This is a genomic window from Pontixanthobacter luteolus (genome assembly GCF_009828095.1).
Lineage (GTDB): Bacteria > Pseudomonadota > Alphaproteobacteria > Sphingomonadales > Sphingomonadaceae > Pontixanthobacter > Pontixanthobacter luteolus.
In genome coordinates this window covers 601,351-623,230 of record NZ_WTYP01000002.1, presented here as the reverse complement: position 1 = coordinate 623,230, position 21,880 = coordinate 601,351, and the positions used below count along the sequence as shown (strand labels likewise).

Below are 21,880 nucleotides of genomic sequence, written 5' to 3'. Positions count from 1 at the left end.
CTTACCTGCTAGAAGCAAATCTGGCCTTGCCATGAGGGCTGTATGGGGTAGCGAGCGGCGATATCGCTCTGACCCAGTATCGAAAGAACTATGCGCCGCCTTACCCATCTCGAACGGCTCGAAGCCGAAAGCATCCACATAATGCGCGAAGTCGCCGCCGAGGCGGTGAAGCCGGTAATGCTGTATTCCATCGGCAAGGACAGCGCCGTCATGCTGCATCTGGCGAAGAAGGCGTTTTATCCATCGCCGCCGCCATTCCCGCTGATGCATGTCGATACGACCTGGAAATTCCAGGACATGTACAAGCTGCGCGAAAAATCGGCGCAGGATGCAGGGATGGAATTGCTGGTCTGGCAAAATCCCGAAGCGGAAGAGCGCGGTATCAATCCGTTCGATCACGGTGCGCTGCATACCGACATGTGGAAGACGCAGGGTCTGAAACAGGCGCTTGATCACTACGGGTTCGACGCCGCATTCGGCGGGGCGCGGCGTGATGAGGAAAAGAGCCGCGCAAAAGAACGCATTTTCAGCTTCCGCAGCGCCAACCACGGATGGGACCCGAAGAAGCAGCGACCGGAATTGTGGAACCTCTACAACGCCCGCAAGGCGAAGGGTGAAAGCATCCGCGTATTCCCGCTGAGCAATTGGACCGAGCTGGATATCTGGCAGTATATCATGGCGGAAAACATCGAGATCGTGCCGCTCTATTTCGCCGCCAAACGCCCGACCTTCGAATATGAAGGCGGGCTGTTCATGGCGGACGACATCGACCGGCTCGAACAGGTGATGGGCAAGCGCCCTGAAATTACCGAGCGATCAGTCCGGTTCCGGACGCTGGGCTGTTTCCCGCTGACAGGCGCGGTTGAAAGCGAAGCTGCCACCTTGGCGGACGTGGTCCAGGAAATGCTCCTCACCACCACAAGCGAGCGCCAGGGCCGGGTCATCGACCAGGATGAAGGCGGTGCTGGAATGGAGAAGAAGAAGCAGGAGGGCTACTTCTGATGACCCATTCCGCAGACAACAATTCCGCCTACGAAACCGACGCGCTGATCGCCGAGGATATCGGTGCGTACCTCGATCAACATCAGAACAAGTCGCTGCTGCGGTTCATTACCTGTGGCAGCGTGGATGACGGCAAAAGCACGCTGATCGGGCGCTTGCTCTACGATTCCAAGATGATCTTCGAGGACCAGCTGGCCGCGCTGGAAGCTGACAGCAAGAAAGTCGGCACGCAGGGGCAGGAAATCGATTTCGCCCTGCTGGTGGACGGGCTGGCCGCAGAGCGCGAACAGGGAATCACGATTGACGTTGCATACCGCTTCTTCGCGACCGAAAAACGCAAATTCATTGTCGCAGACACGCCCGGCCATGAACAATACACCCGCAACATGGTCACCGGCGCTTCTACTGCTGATCTGGCAGTGATCCTGGTCGATGCGCGCAAGGGCGTACTGGTTCAGACCCGGCGGCATTCCTATCTCGCGCATCTTCTGGGGATCAAACATCTGGTTCTGGCGGTGAACAAGATGGATCTGGTCGGTTATGATCAGCAGACCTTCGACGACATCGTGGCAGAATATTCCGCCTTCGCCGAAGAGATTGGCATTGAAGCGTTCACCGCGATCCCGATCTCGGGTTTCAAGGGCGACAACATTACCGATGCCCCATCCCCGCAGACCGAATGGTACGATGGGCCTGCGCTGATTGACCATCTTGAAAGCGTCGAGATTGCCAATATCGCGGCACAGGAACGCGCCTTCCGTATGCCGGTTCAATGGGTCAATCGCCCCAATCTGGACTTCCGCGGATTTTCCGGCCTGATCGGCAGCGGCACTGTCGCGCCGGGTGATGCGGTGCGGATTGTCCCATCGGGCAAGACCAGCACAGTCAAATCCATCGTCACCTATGATGGTGAGTTGAAAGAAGCGGTCGCAGGCCAGTCTGTAACGCTGACGCTCGAAGACGAAGTCGATTGCAGCCGCGGCGACGTGATCAGCACCGCTGATAACCCGCCAGAAGCCAGCGACCAGTTCGAAGCGACCATCGTGTGGATGGACGAAGAGGCGCTGAAGCCCGGGCGCGGTTATTGGCTGAAACTCGCCAGCCAGATGGTCACCGCGACGATCGCGGAGCCGAAATACGAAATCAACGTAAACACGATGGATCATCTCGCTGCGAAGACGTTGCAGCTCAATTCCATCGGCGTTGCCGAAGTTCACACCGAACGGCCGATCACTTTCGAACCTTATAGCGATAGCCGCTCGCTCGGGGGATTCATTCTGGTCGACAAGATCACCAATGCCACCGTGGGCGCAGGGATGCTGCACTTCAGCCTGCGGCGCGCGCAGAACGTCCACTGGCAGGCGACGACCATCACCCGCGATGATCATGCCGGGATGAAGAACCAGAAACCGCGCGTGCTGTGGTTCACCGGCCTGTCCGGTTCCGGCAAGTCGACTATTGCCAACGCGGTCGAACAGCGGCTGAACCTGATGAACCGGCACACGTTCCTGCTGGACGGCGACAATGTGCGGCACGGCCTCAACAAGGATCTGGGCTTTACCGAAGCCGACCGGATCGAGAATATCCGCCGCGTGGGCGAAGTAGCCAAACTGATGACGGATGCGGGGCTGATTGTGCTGACGGCATTTATCAGCCCGTTCCGTGCAGAGCGCGACATGGTCAGGTCGATGATGGACGAATGCGAGTTCATCGAAATCTTCGTCGACACCCCGCTCGAGGTGGCCGAGGAACGCGATGTGAAAGGCCTCTATAAAAAGGCGCGCAGCGGTGAACTGAAGAACTTCACGGGTATCGACAGCCCCTATGAAGCGCCTGCAGAACCGGAAATCAGGGTCAACACGGTCGAGATGACTGTGGATGAGGCTGCCGACCACATCGTCAGCCAGATCATGCCGCTGAAATGAGCGAGATTGCCGATATGACCGACGCCCAGCTTGCGGCCCATCTGGCGGAAACTGCAGGGCAAATCCTGCTGCAGGTCCGGGATAGTGCGATGTTCACGGGCAAGGCGCTGGGCAAGGCAGGGGACGAGACAGCCAACCAGTTTCTCGTTCACGCACTTCGTGCCCAAAGGCCGGAAGACGGCCTTCTTTCCGAAGAAAGCAAGGACACCAAGGAACGGCTCGGCAAATCGCGGGTGTGGATCGTCGATCCGGTCGATGGAACACGCGAATACGGAGAAGAACGATCGGATTGGGCCGTCCATGTCGGGCTGGCGATCGACGGCCGGGCCAGTGTGGGCGCGGTCGCCCTGCCGGGTCTCGGAGACGGTGCCGTGCTGCGCACCGACCGGCCCGCAATCACTTCGGAATATAACGGTGCGCCGCGGCTGGTGGTCAGCCGCACCCGCCCGGCAAGGGAAGCACTCGCTGTCGCCAAGGCCATCGGAGGCGAGCTTGTCGAAATGGGATCAGCCGGCGCCAAGGCAATGGCCGTCGTGCGCGGAGATGCGGAAATCTATCTCCACTCTGGCGGACAGTACGAATGGGACAGCTGCGCCCCGGTGGCCGTCGCATTGGCGCACGGGCTTCATTGTTCGCGGATCGATGGTTCACCGCTTGTCTACAATCAAGAAGACACCTGGCTGCCGGACCTGCTGATCTGCAAGCCGGAATTTGCCGACGAAATCTTGCGCCTCGTGCGCGAGCTTGGGCCGGACACGTCTGCCGAGAATTAGTCTGCCGTGACTTTCTCGACCAGCGTCGGTGTATCGGGGGTTTCTTCCACCACCAATTCTTCCGGCACGGCGATATGCACCATGACACGGCGGTTATAGGCCCGATTTTCGTCGTTCGGAGTACCGTCCGGATTGGCGTTCGGACGCGCAGGATTTTGTTCTCCCAGCCCGACAACGGTGATGCGGTCTTCCGCCGTTCCATTTTCGACAAACCAGTCTTTCACGGCTTCCGCACGGCGTTCTGACGCGCGCAGATTGGCATTATCGTTACCGCCCGCGTCTGTATGGCCGCGCAGGACAATGTCACCGCCTTCAGTGTATTGGCGCGATTCGAGGACCGCCTTAAGCTCCGCAATCGCGGTTTCGCTCAGCGAATAACCGCCCTCATCAAACGAAATGCGCGATTCCAATGGTTCGAGGGGCATGATCTCGCGTTCCATCTCAACGTCAGCGCGGATGATTGAGGTGCCTTCTCCCAACACCTGTTTCCCGCTCTCCTCCGGCTCGGGCGCCGGGGTGTCATCGGTTGGCGAATTGTTGCAAGCCGCCAGTGTCAGTGCAGCCGCGGCGGCGGCGCTCAGACGCAGATTCATCGTAATCCTCTTGATCATGTCGGTTGTGCCTTGGGGCCTTCGCGGCCAGCCTTCTTTGCCGCGACCTCTTCGGGGGTTTTCGCGCGCGGCGGTGAATAGGAAATCACCGTATCGCCGGGTCTGGGTTCCGGCCTGACGACATGGGTGAAGAAACGCATCGTGCCGCTTTTCCGGAGGATCAGCAGGAGATGCGCGGATTCGGGTAGTTTTTCCTGAGCGTCATCGAAGTCGAATTCTTCAGACAGGGTGGTCTTGCGGAAGACCCACCCCTGCTTTTGCCGCTCATTGACGTCGGTCACGCCGAAACCGCTTTCGAATAGCGCGCGCCCCCTGATGGAGGGCGGCAAAGCGTGACGATCATCTTCGCTGGTGGACTCGCCCAGCTGATAGACCGAGTCCCGGCCGATTTCGTGGGCGAATTCATTGCACACCAGTGCGTTGTACGCTTCGTTGCCGGTCGCGGCCACCAGCACCTGAAACGGAGCAAGGTCGAGATTATGCTCGGTCGCTTCGTTGAGGATTTCGCCGTGATAGAATGGAAGTCCGCTTTTCCGCGCCGCACCGAGTGCCTGCCAGCTGGAATCGACGACCATCACCGGAGTGCCGAGCTGCTTCATCTGTTCGGCAAGCGAAATGGTCCACGGTGTACTGCCTACTACCAGCAGGCCTGGACGGGTATCGCCCTTCACCTTGAGCCATTTGGCCACCGTGTTGACGGTGAAACCATGCGCAACAATAGTTGCCACGACCACTGCGAAACTCAGCCCGATGAGCAGGTTGCCATCGGCATAACCAAGTTCATTGAGCCGCAGCGCAAACAGGCCCGAGATCGCAACCAGAACAATACCGCGCGGTGCAATCCAGGCGAGGAACAGGCGTTCGTTCCAAGGCACGCTGCTGAACGCAAGGCTGATGAGAATGGTCGCCGGGCGAACCACGAACAAGAGCGCAAGCAAGAACAACACAAAGGCGAATCCGGTATCCGTCTGCGGGTTGAGATAGCGCATGTCGTCCACACTGAGCGAGGCAGACAAAAGGATGAATATCCCCGACACGAGCAGGACGGCGATATTCTGCTTGAAGGGATGGATGCTGCGCAAGCTGGACACGTGCATGTTCGCCAGCGCCACGCCCATCACCGTAACCGCGACAAGACCGGCCTCGTGTTCAATCTGGTTGGACAATACGAACACAGCAATGACTGTGGTCAGCAATACCGGCACCTTGAGGTATTCAGGAATTGCGCCGCGCGGAAATGCCCAGGCGATCGCTTTCGCCGCTGCATAGCCGATCAGACCGGCCACGAGTGCTGCGATGACCATTGGCGGCACGACCTGCCAGACGGTTGCGTCCGGGGACTCGCTCGAAATGCGGAAATATTCGTAGGCGATCACGGCGCAAAGTGCGCCCGTCGGATCGTTGACGATGGCTTCCCATTTCAGGATTGATGCGGGGCGTGTTTGCACAGAGCTTTGGCGCAGTAGCGGGATAACGACGGTAGGGCCCGTCACCACCAGAATACCGCCAAACAATACCGCAACCGGCCACGCCAGGTTGGCGATCTCGTGAGCGGCAAGTGCGCCCAGCGCCCAGCCCACGGCCACGCCTATCGTCGCCAGCCGCAGGACCGCAGAACCTGAGTGTCGCAGTTCGCGGAAGTCGAGACTGAGCCCGCCTTCGAACAGGATAATGGCCACGCCGATGGCGACCATCGGCTCCAACAGTTCACCAAAGGCGTGTTCGGGGTTGAAGACGCCGAGGATCGGACCGGCAAGGAAGCCTGCCGCCAGCATCAACACGATGGCCGGCCAACCGGTCCGCCAGGCAACCCATTGGGCGCCGATACCGAGCACGCCCACGAGCGCTATTACGAGTGCCTGTTCTTCCATGTCGTATGTTCTACGTGAGCTCCCTGTCGGACATACAATGCCCGAAGTTCCAATTCTTTCCCTGAAATCAAACTTCCTTGAGTTCAGATTTGATCGAAATCAGAATAGGGCTAGTCGCCTGCGAACTCCAGCAGCGATGATACGTTTACCTTGGACCCGCGCAAAAGCTCTGATCCGCCAAGGTCGGGCAGATCGATCACGAACAGCGCATCCTCCACCAAGGCACCCGCACTGCGTATCAGCTTGACCGCCGCTTCGGCCGTGCCGCCGGTCGCGATCAGATCATCGACGACTACCACGCGTTGGCCGTCGCTGACGGCCGCAGGGTCCATTTCCAGCCGGTCGGTTCCGTATTCCAACGCGTAATCGACACCGATCGTTTCAATCGGCAGCTTGCCTGGCTTGCGGACCGGAATGAACGGCAGCCCGAGACGCACTGATACAGCAGCGCCAAAAATAAAGCCGCGCGCTTCCATACCGGCAACCGCCTCCGCCCCGGTGTCAGCGGCCCGTTGCGAAAGATGCTCGACAGTCGCGGCGAGCCCGGGCCCGTGGCCGATCAGGGTCGTGATATCGCGGAACTGGATCCCCGGCTTGGGAAAATCAGGCACGGTTCGGATCAGTTGCTTGATTTCGTCTGGCGTCATCGGTGGATCTCCCTGTCGGCAGTATCTGGATAGCGGAGTCGGCCTGGCTGGCGAGAGAATTCGCCAGTCAGAAACGAAAGCGCCCCTCGCATCACAGGGATGGAGGGGCGCTTGAATTGGGCAAGAAAGCTAATCGCTGGTCGATCAGTCTTCTGTTTTTGGCTTCACCGACGACCAGACGTACTTCTTGGACATGAACGCCAGAATAGTCGCGAACAGAAGGAAGCCGAGAACCGGCCAGCCGGTCTGCTTGCGCTTCACCAGGGTCGGTTCCGCGGTCCAGGTCAGGAACGCAGAAACGTCCTTTGCCATCTGGTCGACAGTCGCCTCGGTCCCGTCGGCATAGGTCACCTGCCCTGCGCTTGTCAGTGGCGGTGCCATCGCGAGGTTGAGGTTCGGGAAGTACTGGTTGAAATACAGCCCGGTCGGGGTGGTGAATTCAGGGAATTCTTCCGACAGTTCTTCCGGGATCGGGCCATAGCCGGTCAGCAGCGAGTAGACATACTCGGTGCCGTGGCCGCGAGCCTTCGTCATCAGCGAAAGATCTGGCGGGATCGCATTGTTGTTAGCCGCAGCGGCAGCAACCTTGTTAGGGTATGGCGACGGGAAGTAGTCGGTCGGGACGCCGGCGCGCATCGTGGCTTCACCAGTGTTCGGATCGATGCCCGGAACCTGAACCTCGGCTGCGAGAGCTTTGACCTCTTCTTCCGTGTAATCGATTTCCGCAAAGTCACGGAAAGCGACAAACTTCATCGAGTGACAGACAGCGCAAACTTCCTTGTACACCTGATAGCCGCGCTGAACCTGCGCGAGATCCCAGGTGCCGAAGGCGCCTTCATGCTGGAAATCCACGTCTTTCGGCGAAAGGTAGAATTCGTGCTCGGCGGTTGCGGCAACATCCTCGGTCATGGCGCTGTATGCGCCGTTACCGAAGGCCCACAGGACTACGACGGTAAATCCAAGACCGATAAGGGCACCAAGAATACGGATCATGATCTTATCTTTCTCTCGTGCTCAGACAGCTGGCGTCGTGTTTTCGCCGAGAACGGCTTTCTTGTCGGAACCCAGCACAGCTTCGGTAATCGAATAGGGCAGCGGCTCTGGCTTCTCTAGCGAGGAGATGAGCGGCAGGATCACCAGGAAGTGCAGGAAGTAGTACGCAGTCGCGATCTGGCTGGCCATCACGTATGGCTCTTCAGCCGGTGCACCGCCGCAGATGAACAGAACGATCATTGCGGGGATCAGGCCGAACCAGAAGAACTTGCGGAACATCGGGCGGTAATGACCCGAACGAACCGGCGACTTGTCGAGCCATGGCAGGAAGAACCATACCAGGATCGATGCAAACATCGCGATAACGCCCCACAGCTTTGCCGACAGAATGAAGTCGGCAGTGAACGCACGCAGGATCGCGTAGAACGGCCAGAAGTACCATTCGGGCACGATGTGCGCAGGCGTGGCCAGCGGGTTGGCTTCGATGTAGTTGTCCGGGTGGCCCAAAGCGTTCGGAAGGAAGAACACCATCGCCATGAAGAACAGCAGCACGACGCCCAGTCCGAAACCGTCTTTCGCGGTGTAGTAAGGGTGGAACGGGAGCGTATCGCTCTCGCTTTTCACTTCGACACCGGTCGGGTTGGAAGAACCGGGGATGTGCAGCGCCCAGATGTGCAGGATAACAACGCCGGCAATCACGAATGGCAGCAGGAAGTGCAGGCTGAAGAAACGGTTCAGCGCGGCGTTATCCGGCGCAAATCCGCCAAGCAGCCATACCTGGAGCGGTTCACCCACCAGCGGGATTGCCCCGAACAGGCCGGTAATAACCTTCGCGCCCCAGAAGCTCATCTGGCCCCATGGCAGAACGTAACCCATGAAAGCGGTGGCCATCATCAACAGGAAGATGACAACGCCCAGAAGCCAGATCATTTCGCGCGGTGCCTTGTAGGAACTGTAGAACAGCCCGCGGAAGATGTGGATGTAGACGACAATGAAGAAGAAGCTGGCGCCGTTGGCGTGCGCATAACGCATCAGCCAGCCCCAGTTTACGTCGCGCATGATGTGCTCGGTCGTCGCGAACGCGACTTCGGCGTTTGCGGCGTAATGCATTGCCAGCACGATGCCGGTGACAATCTGCACGACCAGGAAGAACCCGGCGAGAACGCCGAAATTCCACATATAGCTGAGGTTGCGCGGGACCGGGTATCCGGCACCGACCGCGTTGTAGACGAGACGCGGAAGAGGCAGTTTCTCATCGAGAAACTTCGTCAGACCGGTCTTCGGCTCATATTCACGTGCCCAAGGGTAACTCATAACGCTTCTCTTCTCTCTTACCCGGCCTGAATGACGGTGTCGGAGGTGAATACATATTCCGGCACTTCAAGATTGGTCGGTGCAGGACCTTTGCGGATGCGGCCAGCGGTGTCGTAATGCGAACCGTGGCACGGGCAGAAGTAACCGCCGAACTCACCCTTAACTTCACCTTCGGCAGCACCCAGCGGCACGCAGCCGAGGTGGGTGCAAACACCCATGGTGACGAGGATATCGCGGTGACCTTCCTTGGTCCGCTCTTCCAGGGTCTGCGGATCACGAAGCGAACCTGCATTAACTGCACCCGCTTCGGCAATTTCCTTTTCCGTTAGGCGGCGCACGAACAGCGGCTGCTTGCGGAAAATCGCCTTGATCGCCTGTCCAGGCTCGATCGCGCTAATGTCAACTTCGGTGCTGCTCTCTGCGAGAACATCTTCCGAAGGCGCCATCTGGCTGATGAGCGGCAGCAAGACACTTGCCCCGCCGACGCCAGCAGCGCCAATTGCCGCGATGTTGATGAAGTCGCGCCGACGAACCCCGTCTTCGCCGTGCTCTACGGCCGCTTCGGGTGTCGCGGTGCCAGTCGTATCAGCCATTAGCCTGCCTTGCCCTGCAACTGCCCCGCAACAATCGCGAGGCTTAACAATACCAATCAACCTTTCCGGTCCACTGGACAATCCATTTGAAGAGCCCCGCGTCTCGGTTCAATGGAAGGTGCGCGCACGCATCCCGCCAATGCCGGTTTGGGCGCGCTGATAGACGCGATTGCCCGCGCTGCCAACCGCCTTTTTGGCACTATCGGTTCGGTTTGTTGCAAGGTTTGCACACATGCATGCGGTGCGAACCGGGCAAGCTGGGTCCGTGCGAGCCGGTATCCGGGGTCAACCCGTGGATGGCATTCCGATCAGGCTGAACTGCCTGCCGTAATTCGCCTCCCCACGATGTGTCGCCCTGCGAAAGGAGAAAAACCGGTCTGGTTCGGCATATGTGTCGAGGCCAACTGCTTCGATTTCACCGATGCCGGCCGACTGAAGCCTGCCGTGGACGTAGCCTGAAAGATCGAACTGCCAGCGCCCCGCCCTGCCTGCGGCGAAGAATTGCGAATCGCCGGGTTCGAATTGCGTGCGGAAATCGCCGTCCACTTCGTAGCTGGGTTGAACGATGCAGGGGCCAATTGCCGCACGGATGCGCTTTCTGTCCCCGCCAATGCGCTCCATCGCCTCTACCGCCGCCTCTACCACGCCGCCATGCGCGCCGCGCCAACCGGCGTGAGCAGCACCAATAACGCCGGCCTCGGTATCGGCAAAGAGGACCGGCGCGCAGTCTGCAGTGACGATGCCGAGCAGCAGCCCGGCCCGGTCTGTGACCAGCGCATCCGCCTGCTGGCGCTGCGCAGAAGAAACCGGGCCATCGACGATCACAGCCTTGGCGGAATGAATTTGCTCCACCATGGCAAGATCAGCGCCCGGCAGAACCGCATCTATGGCGATCTGACGATTGCGCGCTGCAGCCTCCCCATCGTCCGGACCACCGAAGCCGACATCAAGCCCGGACGCCGTTCCTTCGGATACGCCCCCGCCGCGGCCGAGAAAACCGTGGGCGACACCGTTCAGGCACTTCGCGCTTATGACTTCGACGTCGGGCATGAGGTTCAGCCGAGCGAGCGAGACACTTGTTCGAACGTATCGCGGGACAGGCTCTTTGCCTCGGCAATGCGCTCCAGCTCTCCGCGCATCAATGCGGCGCGTCCGGGTTCAACCCGGCGCCAGCGACCCAGTGACGGGACAAACCGAGCCGCTGTCTGCGGGTTGATCGGGTCGAGCTTGAGAATCAGGTCGGCGATGATCCGGTAACCTTCGCCGCTCTCGACATGGAAGGCGTGCGGATTGCCCGCGAACGCCATGTAAAGCGAACGCACCCGGTTCGGGTTGCGGATATTGAAATCGGGATGATCCGCCAGCGCTTTCACATGTTCAATTGCAGAGGGGTGGAGCGAAGAGGCCTGCAGCGCGAACCACTTGTCGACCACCAGTTCATTGTCCGCATAACGGCGATGGAAATCGATCAGCCGATCGGTTCGAGCAGCCGTTCGCAGGCCGGTGAGGGCCATCAGCGCGCCCTGCCTGTCGGTCATGTTGTCCGCTGCATCATATTGCGTTGCAGCCATTTCCGAAGCGAGCTCGGGATTGCCGGCAGCCAGATAGACCAGCGCCTGCGTTTTCACCTTGCGTGCGCCGCGCGCTTCCTGCCCGAGATCGAAGGCGATTGCGGATGTGCGGCCATGCAATTGCACCAGCTCATCTTCGAAACGCTTGCCCAGCCACGCCTTCAGTCCTTCGCGTTCCTCGTGGATTCGAGACGGATCGGCGATAAGCTGCTGCTCCGCCAGATACGTCTGACTGGGCAGCATCACCAGTTCGCCGCGCATCGAATCGTCAAGCGCCTCATCGCGCAAGATGGCGCCAAACGCTGTCGCAATTGCCTCGCGCCCGCTTTCGCGATCTGCATCATCGAGGCCGCCACCCGATGCTGCGGTAAGGTGGCGTACGACCAGATCCTGCATCGCTTCGTAACGGGCGAAGGAATCGTCATCCTTGGCTGCAAGAAACACCAGTTCCCCGCCCTCGATGTCGCGTTCGATCGTGACCGGTGCGGAGAAACCGCGATTGATCGACAAAACCGGCTTGGAAGCGAACCCGCCGAACTCGAAACTTTGTTCCGCATGGCTGAAGATCACCAGCTGCTCGCCCGAATGGGTGCCGCTGTCGCGATCAAACAGAGCGATCTTCAGCGGGATCGGCATGGGTTTCTTGCCCGGCTGATCCGGGGTGGCCGGTGTATTCTGTTTCAATGTCAGCGTCGCGGTGTCGCCCGAATGGGACAGCGCGACGTCGACTTTCGGTGTGCCTGCCTGCGAATACCACAGCCGGAACTGGGTCAGGTCCAGCCCAGCACCATCCTCCATCGCGGTGATGAAATCCTCGCACGTGGCGGCTTCACCATCATGCCGTTCGAAATACAGATCGGTCGCTTTCCGGAATGCCTCGGGGCCGCACATGGTGCGCATCATCCGGATGACTTCGGCGCCCTTGTTATAGATGGTCGAGGTGTAGAAATTAGAAATTTCGCGGAAGCTGTCCGGGCGGATCGGATGGGCAAGCGGACCGGAATCTTCCGGAAACTGCACGCTGCGCAAGATCCGTACGTCTTCGATCCGCTTCACCGCTTCGCCCTGCATGTCCTGGCTGAACAGCTGGTCGCGCAGCACGGTAAAACCTTCTTTCAGGCTGAGCTGGAACCAGTCACGGCACGTGATCCGGTTGCCCGACCAGTTGTGGAAGTATTCGTGCGCAATCACCCCTTCAACGCCGTCGAAATCGGCATCGGTTGCGGTGTCGGGATCGGCCAGAACGTATTTGGTGTTGAAGACGTTCAAGCCCTTGTTTTCCATCGCGCCCATGTTGAAGTCGCTGACCGCGACGATATTGAACACGTCGAGATCGTATTCGCGGCCGAATGTCTCCTCGTCCCACCTCATCGATTTGATGAGCGAGCGCATTGCGTGACCGGTACGATCGAGATCGCCTTCGCGGACATAGATCGCCAATTCGACGTCGCGGCCGGACATGGTGGTGAAACTGTCGTGATTGGCGACAAGGTCGCCCGCCACAAGCGCGAACAGGTAAGATGGTTTTGGCCATGGATCGTGCCATTCGGCCCAGTGCGTACCATTTTCACCGCCGCCCTCTGCGACCTTGTTGCCGTTGGAAAGCAGCACCGGAAACGCAGCCTTCGAGCCGGTCATTCGCACCGTATAGGTCGAAAGGACATCGGGCCGGTCAGGGAAGAAAGTGATCCGGCGGAAACCCTCTGCCTCGCACTGGGTGCACAGCATCCCGCCGGATGCATAAAGCCCCATCAATTGCGAATTGGACGACGGATCAATTTCCGTCGCGATCTCGACCTCGTGCGCTTCACCCGAAAGCGGCAGCATCAAATCGTCGCCGTCCATGGACCAGTCGGTTACCGGCTGCCCGTCAACCTTAACCGACTGCAATTGCAGTCCGTCACCATTGAGCCGGATTGTCGGCGACGCGTCGGCACGGGCATTGCGGACAACCGTCAGCTTCGAAACAACCCGTGTCGCCGAAAGCCCCAGATCGAAATCAAGCGCGATTTCCGGAATGAGCCATGGAAACGGTTTGTAATCCTCCCGCCTGATTACCGGCGGTTCGTGCGGGGTCGGGGCGGCATCCGCCATCTCTGGGTTGGTTACAATGTCCATAATATGGGTATCTAGGTGCTTTCTTTTGAGGGTCCAATCCCTACAACGCCGCTATGGCGCAAATGTTCATATTCGGTCTTGGTTACACCGCCACCCGCATTGCCGACGCGTTGCGGCAACGCGGATGGACTGTCGATGCAACCGGCAGTGCGGGGAATATAGATTTCGCCGATGCAAACCTGGTGCGCGTGGGTCTTGCCCGCGCGACGCATGTCCTTTCCTCGGTTCCGCCATCAGAGGGTAGCGACCCGGTTCTCGATGCCTACGGCAAAGCGGTCGATGGGCGCTGGCTCGGCTATCTTTCCTCGACCGGGGTATACGGCGATGCACAGGGCGCGTGGGTCGATGAAAGCGCGCAGACAGGCACAGGCCGCCGGGCGGCGCGCGCTGAATGCGACCAGCGCTGGCTCGAAATGGGCTCACGCTTATTCAGGCTGCCCGGCATTTACGGTCCCGGCAGAAGCGCATTCGACAGGGTGCGCGAGGGTAAGGCAAACCGCATCGACCTGCCCGGGCAGGTGTTCAGCCGCATCCATGTCGATGATATCGTCTCCGGCGTGATCGCAGGGCTTGATGCGCCAGCGGGGGCATACAATCTTTCTGACGACCTGCCCTGCGCACAGAATGCCGTGATAGAGGAGGCTTGCCGCTTGCTCGGTGCCCAGCTGCCGCCGCTTCAGACGCTTGACGAAGCCGGGCTGTCACAGATGGCGCGCGGATTTTACGCGGAAAACCGCCGGGTCGCGAATGGCAAGGCCAAGCGGGTGCTCGGCTGGAAACCGCGCCATGCGACCTACCGTCAGGGGCTGCGCGCAATTTTCGACGCGGAATGACCCGCTAGGGTTCTGACATCGGCTCCAGCGGAGGGGGCGGCGCACGCCGCGCCCTAAGCGCCAGCACCATCCCGCAGATTGCCAGCACCCCGCCCGATGCCGACAGCCATGACCATTGATAGCCCTCGACAAAGGTCGAGATCAGCATGGCGACGATGATAACGGCGATGCTGTTATACGCCGCGCGTCCTGCGCCTATCTGGCGGACGATGGTGTAATATAGCGGGAAGGTAACAACCGATCCGGCAAGGCCCAGCCATGCCACCCCGGCCCAGTATTCCCACCGAATCGGGATAACCGGCGGCCCGGCGGTTATCCATGCCAGCGCGAAGTCGATGACCGTGCCGTACAGCATCGACCATGCGAGCAAGGGTGGCATTGAAAGCTTTTGGCCTGTTTCATTCGCCTGAACTACGTTGGCGATGGATGCCGCCAGAATACCCCCGATGGCCAGCAGGATGCCGATGCCGACATTGCCGCCAAGCGGGGAAACACGCGCTTCATGCAGCAGCAGCATGGATATGCCCGCAATCGCGACGAGACTGCCCAGCAGGAACCGCAAGGTCACCGGCTGCCCCAGAATTGCCCTCCCAAAAAGCGCATTGGGCACCATCAGCAGGCCGAACATCACCGCCACCACGCCCGAGGTCAGATGCAGTTCCGCCCGGTAGACAAAATTGAAATTCAGACAAAACTGCGTGAGGCCGATGAACATGGCGAGCAGGTGTCCCGCGCGGCCGATGGCAAGGCTTTTCCGCATGATAACCGCAACCAGAAACATGGCCGGGGTTGCAAGGGCAAACCGCCACGCAATCGACCAGCTGGCCGGCACTTCGCCGATCTGGCCGGTAATGACATACCACGTGCTGCCCCAGATCAGCGCGACAAGCGCAAACGGAAGCGCGATCTGCGGTCTGAGCAGAGTGTGCGGATTGGCGTCGGTCATAGTCTGGCGATGGACTGCGCGAGCGCCAGCGCATCTTCCTGCGGGGTGTTCCAGGCCGTCACCAGCCGCGCGGCATCGGAGCCCCAATCGTAGAATTCAAACCCTTCTGCGCGAAGTGCCCCGCGTTCTTCGGCGGTGCAGCGCAGGAATATCTCGTTTGCTTCGACTGGATGTATCAACCGGTCTGCGGCAGCCTTGGCGATTTCCTGCGCCGCGGCGTTGGCACTGCGCGCATTGTCGAGCCAAAGATCGCCTTCCAGCATGGCGAGGATCTGCGCTGCAAGATAGCGGCCCTTGCTTTGCAGATGCCCGGCCCGCTTGCGGCGATAGCGGGCGACATCCGCCAGGCCGGCGTCAAAAAATACAATCGCCTCTGCGCTGAGGCCGCCATTCTTGACGAAGCCAAAGCTCAGCGCATCGACCGCGCCCGCTGCATCGGAAGCCGATCCGCCGAGGAATGCGCAAGCATTGCCGAACCGTGCCCCATCCATATGCAGCCCCAGGCCGCGCTTCTTGGCCAATTCCGCGATCGCAGCAATTTCGTCTGCGCGATAGGAACAGCCATATTCGCTCGCCTGCGTGATAGAGATCGCATGCGGCTGGACCTGGTGCACATCATCGCGGATCGGACCGATAACGTCGGTAATCGTGTCCGGCGTGATCTTCGCACTTTCCCCTTCAGCCAGCAGCAGCTTGGCGCCGTGCAGGTAAAAGCCCGGCGCGCCCCCTTCGTCCATTTCGATATGCGCTTCCCGGTGGCACACCACCCCGCCATGCGGCTGGACCATGCTGGCCAGCGCAAGGCAATTGGCCGCAGTGCCGGTGGCGACCCACAGCGCCGTACACTCGCGGCCGAACAGATCGGTGAACGCCTCATCCATCTGCTGTGAAACACGGTCACCATCATAGGGAGAATCAGGCCCGTCTGCGGCCTTCATCGCATCCCACAAGCGCGGGTGAACCGAGGCGGCATTGTCCGAAAGGAATTGCTTTGCGCGTGTCATCAGGAACGCCTGTAGTGAACCGGGCGTTGAGCGCAAGAAGGAGACATCATTTGAACAATGCAGCCGAATTGCAGGTTACCATCTCACGCCACGATGAAGGAACCGAGGGCGAGTATCACGCGCATGTCGACGGGCATGAGGAAATCGGGCGGCTGACGTGGATCGAACGCGGCGAGGCACGGGTGGCGGAACACACGCTGGTTCCCAAACCGATTGGCGGCCGCGGGGTGGCCGCGCAACTGGTCGACGCACTCGTTTCAGACGCGCGCGAGCATGGCTTCAAGATCGATCCGCAATGTTCCTTTGTCGCACGCAAATTCGATGAAAACCCGGCGTGGTCGGATTTGCGCGCCTAGCGGCCGAGTTCGGAGAAATCGGTTGCCCCGATACTGGTGACGATCGCGGTGCGCAGTTCTCGCGCGCGATCAATCGGCAGACCTTCCAGTTGCAGCGTCCCCCCGGCCAGGCCCAGCCTGAGCGTTGCATAACCGCGCCATTTCGCAATCGGTCCCCGGGCAATCTCGACCGATTGCAGCTTCACCCTGGATGCAACCTCCAGCTTTGGCGCAAGCCAACCGCGCTTGATGAACAGGAAGTTTGGGTCGAGCGCGTTGTAATCGAAACGCCACAGGAACATTTGCCTCGAAGCCAGAACCAATCCCAATGCAGCGATGATGAGAGCATAGAAGGGTGAGCCCTTGCCCGATATCGCAAGCGCTGTAGCGACAACCGCAGCGATCAGGCAGAGGAACAGCAACTCGATCACCGCACTGTCAAACCTGAATTTTCTGCTGCCCCTGTGCCAGTGGGTGCCGTCTGCCGGGTGGATGGCAAAGCCCGCCGCCCGCGCGATCGGCGCGATTTCCACCGGTTTAGCGAAAGGCGCAACATCGTGGCTGGCAGAACCGCTATCCTGCGCAAGACTGACGAATTTCAGGCCGTGCCAGCCAAAGCGGCGGCGAATGAAGCCCGTGGTCATGGTAATTGCCTGGACCCGCCGTTCCGGCATGACGACATCGGTTTTGGTCAGCAACCCCCGGCGGCGGCGGAAGCCCTTGGGTGTGCGCTCGAGGACAAAACCCCAATCCCTTAGAACTGTCCGTACCAGCCCGGTGGCAGAGCCGACGATGGCCAGCGTTACCAGTCCGCTTATCAGGCCCAGAATCTGCGCTGCTGGCCCGAGGGTCGACAGCCAACTTCCCGGTCCGGCGAGCCATGATTCCCAGAATTCAGGATCCCACAATTCAACCGAGGCGAAGGTTTCGGCATATTGGAACAAGCCGGCCAGCACCGCGAATACGGCCAGCGAAAATTCGAACAGCCCGAATGTAACCAGCCGTTTCTCATCCATCGAGAACAGGACTTCTGCGGGTTCGGGCGCAGCTCGCTCTGCCATCGCGTCTTGTATGTCCTGCCCGGCACCAGCGGAGATTACCCCTGCGTCGGCATCGTCCTTGCGCGCCTTGATGACTTCGCGCAGCCGTTCGCCTTCGCCTTCGGAAAGAAAACTCAGCGCGAGATCATCCTTGCCGCCTGCCCCGGTTTCGAACTTGACCTGGACCAGCCCGAACATCCGCGGGATCAGACCTTGCTCAATGCTGACATCCTGGATCCGTTCATAGGGAACGGAGCGGGCGGCGCGTGACAATATGCCGCTTTCGACCCGGATATCCTCTGCTCCGACCGTGTAGGTCAGTCGCCGCCAGCCGAGATAGCTCATCCCCGCAGACAGCAGTCCAATCAATGCGCCGATGCCCAGCGCGGCAAAAATGGCCCATGGCTGATCGCTCATGGAGAAATACGCAGCCGCCATCGGGACGATAGCGTTCTGCATACCCTGCACCGCCTTGACCGCGAAACCCAGCACATGGGTGTGCTGGGGCGTGCCGGATTGCATGGATGCGGCCTGATCCACGCTCAGATCGTTTCCCGCCGGATATGGGCCCGGATGGTCTCGCGCATCGCAGCAGCGTCTTCGTTCGCGAGGCCCGGGAGATGGACCGATGCGTTGTGCGTGCCCGCCGTGTGAACGGTCAGCGTCGCAAGCCCGTAAAACCGTTGCAGCGGCCCCTGGTCCACATCGATATGCTGGATCCGCCCGAACGGGACCACGGTATCTGAATGAAACAATATGCCGCGCACGACGCGCAGACGGTCCCCCCCCATGTCATACCCGCGTGCGTGATAACGCCTCAGCGGCACCCGGATCACGAGAAAGGCTGCGACCAGAACCACCGGCACCACAAAGAACCCCACGGGCAGCACACGCGACACTTCCAGCACCAGCGAAGCGATCACGAACGGTACCGCGACCAACAACGCGATAACCCGCATGAGTTTTACATGATTTGGGTGCAGCGGGGTGAGCGTGTCTTCGGTGTCGTCCATAGTGCATTACATGGCTAATACGGCTGTCAAACACAAGAGACGATACCGGGCGGCCGCAGCGATCAGCTACGCTGGTTGAACCGCCTTCCGATCATGGCCGCCGTGATGTTGGTTTTCTGGACATCGGTGGTGCCGCCGGCAATTCCCCAGGCGAACCCGTCACGCAGACGCTGTTCCATCGGGTACTCCTTGGAATAGCCGTATCCGCCCATCACCTGCACGCCCAGCTGCGTAACCTCGCGCACGATTTCGTTGCTGAAGCATTTGGCGAGGCTGCTTTCATACACGGTCGGAAGCCCGCCGTTTTCCTCGCTCATCGCATTGGCTGCAGCGCGCCATATCAGCAGGCGCGCGGCATCGACCTTCATCGCCATTTCAGCGAGCTTCATCTGCACCGCCTGAAAATCGACGATCGGTTTGCCGAAAGCTTTGCGTTCCTGCGTATAGGCGAGCGCATCTTCCAGCGAAGCCGCAGCCACGCCCAGCCCCATGGTCGCGTTGCCGCACCTCTCCAGCCCGAATGCACTCATCAGCTTGCCAAAGCCGCCCGCCCCGATGATCAGATTGCCCGCTGGCACGCGGACATCGTCGAGGAAAATATCGGCCGAAGGGATCCCGCGAAAACCCATCAATTCCTCGCGCTTTCCAAAGCTGACACCGGCATCGTCCTTGTGGCACAGCACAGCACCGATGCCCTTGGCGCCCTCGATCCCGTCGAACCGGCAATACGTTATGTAATAGTCCGAATGGCTGGCGCCCGAGCTCCAGCGTTTGCGGCCATTCAGCACAATCGTGTCGCCATCGATCCGGGCGGTGGTGGTCAGATCGGTCAGCGCGGTTCCGGCATCGGGTTCGGACATCGCAACGGCGACGATCTTTTCGCCGCGAATAACCTCGGGCAGGATTTTCGCCTTGAGAGCGTCAGAGCCGAATTGTTCAATTGTCCTGACCGGGCCTGTCAGGGCTTCGAACACAGGAAACGCGACCGCGACGGAAACCTGCGCGAATTCTTCCAGCACCAGCAGCGCATCGAGATGGCCCAGCCCCAACCCGCCATATTGCTCAGGCAGGTTCACCCCGAGAAAGCCCAGCTCGCCATACCGGAGGAGCATGTCATGCGGGACCGGTTTGTCTTCTTTCTCAAGCTCTCGCGCCAGATCGGGCAGTTCTGCCCGGGCGAATTTTCGCGCGGCCTCCTGCAATTCGCGTTGCTGGTCGCTGAGGGCAAAATCCATGGCATTCTCTCCAGTCGGGCAATTCTTTTGCCGTGCTATTGCCCGTGCGGCCAAAGCTGGCAAGGTCCGGCGGGGGAGAGGGCAACTGAACAACACCGACCTGATGCTGACGCTTTCAAGCTGCCTTGCGTTTATGGCGCTCGTGGCTTTCATATCATGGCGGATGACACGCGGCACCGCCGGATCAAGCGACGGTTATTTCCTCGCCGGGCGGGGCCTTGGCGGAGTTTTCATCGCCGGTTCGCTGCTGCTGACCAACCTGTCTGCCGAACAATTGATCGGCCTCAACGGGTCTGCCTATGGCTACAATATGTCGTCGATGGCGTGGGAAGTAACGGCCGCCGTTTCGACCATAATCATGGCGCTGGTGTTTCTGCCCCGATACCTCGCTGGTGCGTTTACGACCCTGCCCGAATTTCTCAAAAGCCGCTTCGATACGCAGGTCCAGCAGATGTCGGCGGTGCTGTTCCTGCTTGGCTACGGTCTCGTGACCATCCCCTCGGTGCTGTATTCCGGATCGCTCGCGGTGATGAAGATTTTCGACGTGCCGGCATTGTTCGGGATCGGCGAATTCCCTGCGCTCGTGATCATGGTTCTGGTGATCGGGATCACCGGCGCCATCTATGCGGTGTTTGGCGGGCTGAAGGCCGTTGCGGTGTCGGACACGATCAACGGTATCGGCCTGCTCGTGGTTGGAACGCTGGTGCTGGCGCTGGGCATTTTTGCCATCGGCGGGGGCGCATTTGTTGACGGGCTGACCCGGCTTGCCAGCGACCATCCGGAGAAACTGAATGCCATTGGCGGCGCTGATGACCCGACGCCGTTCGGCACGATCTTCACCGGGATGATTATCGCCAATTTGTTCTACTGGTGCACCAACCAGTATGTGATCCAGCGGACGCTGGCTGCACGGTCGCTGGCCGAAGGGCAGAAAGGCGTGCTGCTGTCCGGCTTCTTCAAGGTGCTCGTGCCGTTCCTGATGATGATCCCCGGCATCATCGCCTATCACCTCTACGGGCCGGGCCTCGCCACCATCGACCTCGCCTATCCGCAACTGGTTCGCGACCTTCTTCCGATCTGGCTGATGGGTCTGTTTCTGGCGGTCCTGCTTGGCGCGGTTTTCTCCTCCTTCAACTCGCTGGTGAACAGCGCCGCCACCCTGTTCTGCCTCGATATCCTTCCGGCCATGCGCGGCGGCAGGGCGTTGTCGGAAGAGGCAGTTGTGCCGATTGCCAAATGGGCCAGCGTTGCGGTCGCGCTGTTTTCGTTTGCTGCGGCACCCATGCTGTATTTCGCGCCCGAGGGGCTGTGGCAGATCATCCGCATCTTTACCGGGTTCTACAACATTCCGATCATCGCAATCGTGCTGGCCGGGCTGTTCACTCGCCGCGTCCCCGCCATCGGTGCCAAGCTGGTGATCATATTCCACGTGACTGCTTACGGGCTGATCCGGTTCGCGCTGGATGATGTGATCACACTGCATTTCATCCATCTCTATGCCGTCTTGTTCGCGGCAGAGATCGCGATCATGTTCGTATGCAGCTGGATATGGCCGCGCAGCGCGCCGGCCAACGATCGGACGCCAAAGGCAAAGGTAGACCTGACACCGTGGACGGGGGCTGTGCCGACCGCAATTCTGCTGCTGTCTGCGGTGGCCGCTTGCTACCTGCTGTTTTCGCCGGTCGGACTTGTCGGCGGGCAGCTGGGCACGGTGTTCTGGACCGCAATTGCCGCATTGGCTGCGATCAACATCGCCGCCGCCTTTTGGCATCATCGATTTTCACGGATTGGCGCTGCCAGAGAGAATTGAACTCTCGGCCCATCAGGTTTGAGCAATCGACCTGCGTCATCCCTGCAGAAACGGCAGGCTGTAGCGAGCGGCTTTCATGGAATAAATCGATGACTTCCGTGACGCAGCCGGACAGGTGCATACCAGATGGTCCGCGAACAGGCCGGTTCCTGCTGCGTTCAAGCCCCGTCAAATAGGGTGCAATCGCGGTGCCTGCGATCATCGCATATTTGCCCAGAAGCACGCGATCGACTAGCTAAGGCGTGA

At 60.0% G+C, this 21,880-nt stretch carries 19 protein-coding genes; 6 read left to right on the top strand and 13 right to left on the bottom strand.

Going from position 1 to position 21,880, the window contains the following annotated elements; translation table 11 throughout:
* Positions 1–90: 90 nt before the first annotated feature.
* From cysD to GRI43_RS11485, 3 genes are read left to right on the top strand one after another with little or no spacing between them, the layout of a single operon-like run.
* The gene (gene cysD / locus GRI43_RS11495; RefSeq protein ID WP_160731242.1) at positions 91–1,002 is read left to right on the top strand and encodes a sulfate adenylyltransferase subunit CysD; all 912 of its coding nucleotides are present in this window, start codon (positions 91–93) and stop codon (positions 1,000–1,002) included.
* On the top strand, positions 1,002–2,927 hold the full coding sequence (cysN, locus tag GRI43_RS11490) for a sulfate adenylyltransferase subunit CysN (RefSeq protein ID WP_160731241.1): 1,926 nt from the start codon (positions 1,002–1,004) through the stop codon (positions 2,925–2,927). Before cysD ends, cysN begins: the two co-directional genes overlap by 1 nt.
* Before the next feature lie 14 nt (positions 2,928–2,941).
* Positions 2,942–3,700, top strand: a complete 759-nt coding sequence (locus tag GRI43_RS11485) for a 3'(2'),5'-bisphosphate nucleotidase CysQ (RefSeq protein ID WP_160731714.1) — start codon at positions 2,942–2,944, stop codon at positions 3,698–3,700.
* Here the strand turns inward: GRI43_RS11485 and GRI43_RS11480 are convergent.
* The 8 genes from GRI43_RS11480 to pepN all read right to left on the bottom strand — a co-directional run bounded on the left by GRI43_RS11480 (position 3,697) and on the right by pepN (position 13,418).
* Positions 3,697–4,311, bottom strand: coding sequence for an OmpA family protein (locus GRI43_RS11480; protein ID WP_160731240.1), 615 nt, complete (start codon positions 4,309–4,311; stop codon positions 3,697–3,699). The two genes, GRI43_RS11485 and GRI43_RS11480, sit on opposite strands and share 4 nt — an antisense overlap.
* Positions 4,308–6,182 carry a cation:proton antiporter gene (locus tag GRI43_RS11475; RefSeq protein ID WP_160731239.1) on the bottom strand — a complete coding sequence of 625 codons (1,875 nt, stop codon included), beginning with the start codon at positions 6,180–6,182 and terminating at the stop codon, positions 4,308–4,310. The genes GRI43_RS11480 and GRI43_RS11475 overlap by 4 nt, the downstream gene beginning before the upstream one ends.
* Before the next feature lie 110 nt (positions 6,183–6,292).
* Positions 6,293–6,829 (bottom strand): adenine phosphoribosyltransferase, encoded by a 537-nt coding sequence (locus tag GRI43_RS11470; RefSeq protein ID WP_160731238.1) that lies wholly within the window; start codon positions 6,827–6,829, stop codon positions 6,293–6,295.
* Positions 6,830–6,973: 144 nt separating this feature from the next.
* On the bottom strand, positions 6,974–7,822 hold the full coding sequence (locus GRI43_RS11465; RefSeq protein ID WP_160731237.1) for a cytochrome c1: 849 nt from the start codon (positions 7,820–7,822) through the stop codon (positions 6,974–6,976).
* Positions 7,823–7,843: 21 nt separating this feature from the next.
* Positions 7,844–9,136 (bottom strand): cytochrome b, encoded by a 1,293-nt coding sequence (locus GRI43_RS11460; protein WP_160731236.1) that lies wholly within the window; start codon positions 9,134–9,136, stop codon positions 7,844–7,846.
* Between the two features lie 17 nt (positions 9,137–9,153).
* Positions 9,154–9,729 (bottom strand): ubiquinol-cytochrome c reductase iron-sulfur subunit, encoded by a 576-nt coding sequence (gene petA / locus GRI43_RS11455; RefSeq protein ID WP_160731235.1) that lies wholly within the window; start codon positions 9,727–9,729, stop codon positions 9,154–9,156.
* 285 nt (positions 9,730–10,014) lie between these two features.
* The gene (gene pgeF, locus GRI43_RS11450; protein WP_160731234.1) at positions 10,015–10,779 is read right to left on the bottom strand and encodes a peptidoglycan editing factor PgeF; all 765 of its coding nucleotides are present in this window, start codon (positions 10,777–10,779) and stop codon (positions 10,015–10,017) included.
* A gap of 5 nt (positions 10,780–10,784) precedes the next feature.
* On the bottom strand, positions 10,785–13,418 hold the full coding sequence (gene pepN, locus GRI43_RS11445) for an aminopeptidase N (protein WP_160731233.1): 2,634 nt from the start codon (positions 13,416–13,418) through the stop codon (positions 10,785–10,787).
* A 53-nt stretch (positions 13,419–13,471) separates the two neighbouring features.
* Between pepN and GRI43_RS11440 the strand changes: the two genes are divergently transcribed.
* A complete protein-coding gene (locus tag GRI43_RS11440) occupies positions 13,472–14,251 on the top strand; it encodes a Rossmann-fold NAD(P)-binding domain-containing protein (protein WP_160731232.1) in 780 nt (259 codons plus the stop codon).
* A 4-nt stretch (positions 14,252–14,255) separates the two neighbouring features.
* On the opposite strand, the gene GRI43_RS11435 is transcribed toward GRI43_RS11440, so the two are convergent.
* Complete coding sequence (locus tag GRI43_RS11435) at positions 14,256–15,197, bottom strand: DMT family transporter (protein ID WP_160731231.1); 942 nt, start codon at positions 15,195–15,197, stop codon at positions 14,256–14,258.
* Positions 15,194–16,201: a threonine aldolase family protein gene (locus GRI43_RS11430; protein WP_160731230.1), complete on the bottom strand. Its 1,008-nt coding sequence runs from the start codon at positions 16,199–16,201 to the stop codon at positions 15,194–15,196. The genes GRI43_RS11435 and GRI43_RS11430 overlap by 4 nt, the downstream gene beginning before the upstream one ends.
* A 50-nt stretch (positions 16,202–16,251) precedes the next feature.
* Here GRI43_RS11430 and GRI43_RS11425 point away from each other — a divergent pair, with 50 nt between their 5' ends.
* Complete coding sequence (locus GRI43_RS11425) at positions 16,252–16,557, top strand: GNAT family N-acetyltransferase (RefSeq protein WP_160731229.1); 306 nt, start codon at positions 16,252–16,254, stop codon at positions 16,555–16,557.
* On the opposite strand, the gene GRI43_RS11420 is transcribed toward GRI43_RS11425, so the two are convergent.
* The 3 genes from GRI43_RS11420 to GRI43_RS11410 form a co-directional block, all read right to left on the bottom strand.
* Entirely contained in the window at positions 16,554–18,116 is a 1,563-nt protein-coding gene (locus tag GRI43_RS11420) for a PH domain-containing protein (protein ID WP_338090040.1), read from the bottom strand. The genes GRI43_RS11425 and GRI43_RS11420 overlap by 4 nt on opposite strands.
* Positions 18,117–18,118: 2 nt before the next feature.
* Positions 18,119–18,589: a PH domain-containing protein gene (locus GRI43_RS11415; protein WP_160731228.1), complete on the bottom strand. Its 471-nt coding sequence runs from the start codon at positions 18,587–18,589 to the stop codon at positions 18,119–18,121.
* Between the two features lie 62 nt (positions 18,590–18,651).
* Positions 18,652–19,824, bottom strand: coding sequence for an acyl-CoA dehydrogenase family protein (locus GRI43_RS11410; RefSeq protein WP_160731227.1), 1,173 nt, complete (start codon positions 19,822–19,824; stop codon positions 18,652–18,654).
* Here GRI43_RS11410 and GRI43_RS11405 point away from each other — a divergent pair.
* Positions 19,823–21,634, top strand: coding sequence for a solute:sodium symporter family transporter (locus GRI43_RS11405; protein ID WP_160731226.1), 1,812 nt, complete (start codon positions 19,823–19,825; stop codon positions 21,632–21,634). The genes GRI43_RS11410 and GRI43_RS11405 overlap by 2 nt on opposite strands.
* Positions 21,635–21,880 lie beyond the last annotated feature (246 nt).

Bases quoted from the DNA above. Each gene is read 5' to 3' on its own strand.
- GRI43_RS11465 (WP_160731237.1), bottom strand. From the start codon at position 7,822: ATGATCCGTATTCTTGGTGCCCTTATCGGTCTTGGATTTACCGTCGTA.
- petA (WP_160731235.1), bottom strand. From the start codon at position 9,729: ATGGCTGATACGACTGGCACCGCGACACCCGAAGCGGCCGTAGAGCAC.
- GRI43_RS11480 (WP_160731240.1), bottom strand. From the start codon at position 4,311: ATGATCAAGAGGATTACGATGAATCTGCGTCTGAGCGCCGCCGCCGCG.
- GRI43_RS11470 (WP_160731238.1), bottom strand. From the start codon at position 6,829: ATGACGCCAGACGAAATCAAGCAACTGATCCGAACCGTGCCTGATTTT.
- GRI43_RS11460 (WP_160731236.1), bottom strand. From the start codon at position 9,136: ATGAGTTACCCTTGGGCACGTGAATATGAGCCGAAGACCGGTCTGACG.
- cysD (WP_160731242.1), top strand. From the start codon at position 91: ATGCGCCGCCTTACCCATCTCGAACGGCTCGAAGCCGAAAGCATCCAC.
- GRI43_RS11485 (WP_160731714.1), top strand. From the start codon at position 2,942: ATGACCGACGCCCAGCTTGCGGCCCATCTGGCGGAAACTGCAGGGCAA.
- GRI43_RS11430 (WP_160731230.1), bottom strand. From the start codon at position 16,201: ATGACACGCGCAAAGCAATTCCTTTCGGACAATGCCGCCTCGGTTCAC.
- GRI43_RS11405 (WP_160731226.1), top strand. From the start codon at position 19,823: ATGGCATTCTCTCCAGTCGGGCAATTCTTTTGCCGTGCTATTGCCCGT.
- pgeF (WP_160731234.1), bottom strand. From the start codon at position 10,779: ATGCCCGACGTCGAAGTCATAAGCGCGAAGTGCCTGAACGGTGTCGCC.
- GRI43_RS11415 (WP_160731228.1), bottom strand. From the start codon at position 18,589: ATGGACGACACCGAAGACACGCTCACCCCGCTGCACCCAAATCATGTA.
- cysN (WP_160731241.1), top strand. From the start codon at position 1,002: ATGACCCATTCCGCAGACAACAATTCCGCCTACGAAACCGACGCGCTG.
- GRI43_RS11435 (WP_160731231.1), bottom strand. From the start codon at position 15,197: ATGACCGACGCCAATCCGCACACTCTGCTCAGACCGCAGATCGCGCTT.
- GRI43_RS11475 (WP_160731239.1), bottom strand. From the start codon at position 6,182: ATGGAAGAACAGGCACTCGTAATAGCGCTCGTGGGCGTGCTCGGTATC.
- pepN (WP_160731233.1), bottom strand. From the start codon at position 13,418: ATGGACATTGTAACCAACCCAGAGATGGCGGATGCCGCCCCGACCCCG.
- GRI43_RS11410 (WP_160731227.1), bottom strand. From the start codon at position 19,824: ATGGATTTTGCCCTCAGCGACCAGCAACGCGAATTGCAGGAGGCCGCG.
- GRI43_RS11440 (WP_160731232.1), top strand. From the start codon at position 13,472: ATGGCGCAAATGTTCATATTCGGTCTTGGTTACACCGCCACCCGCATT.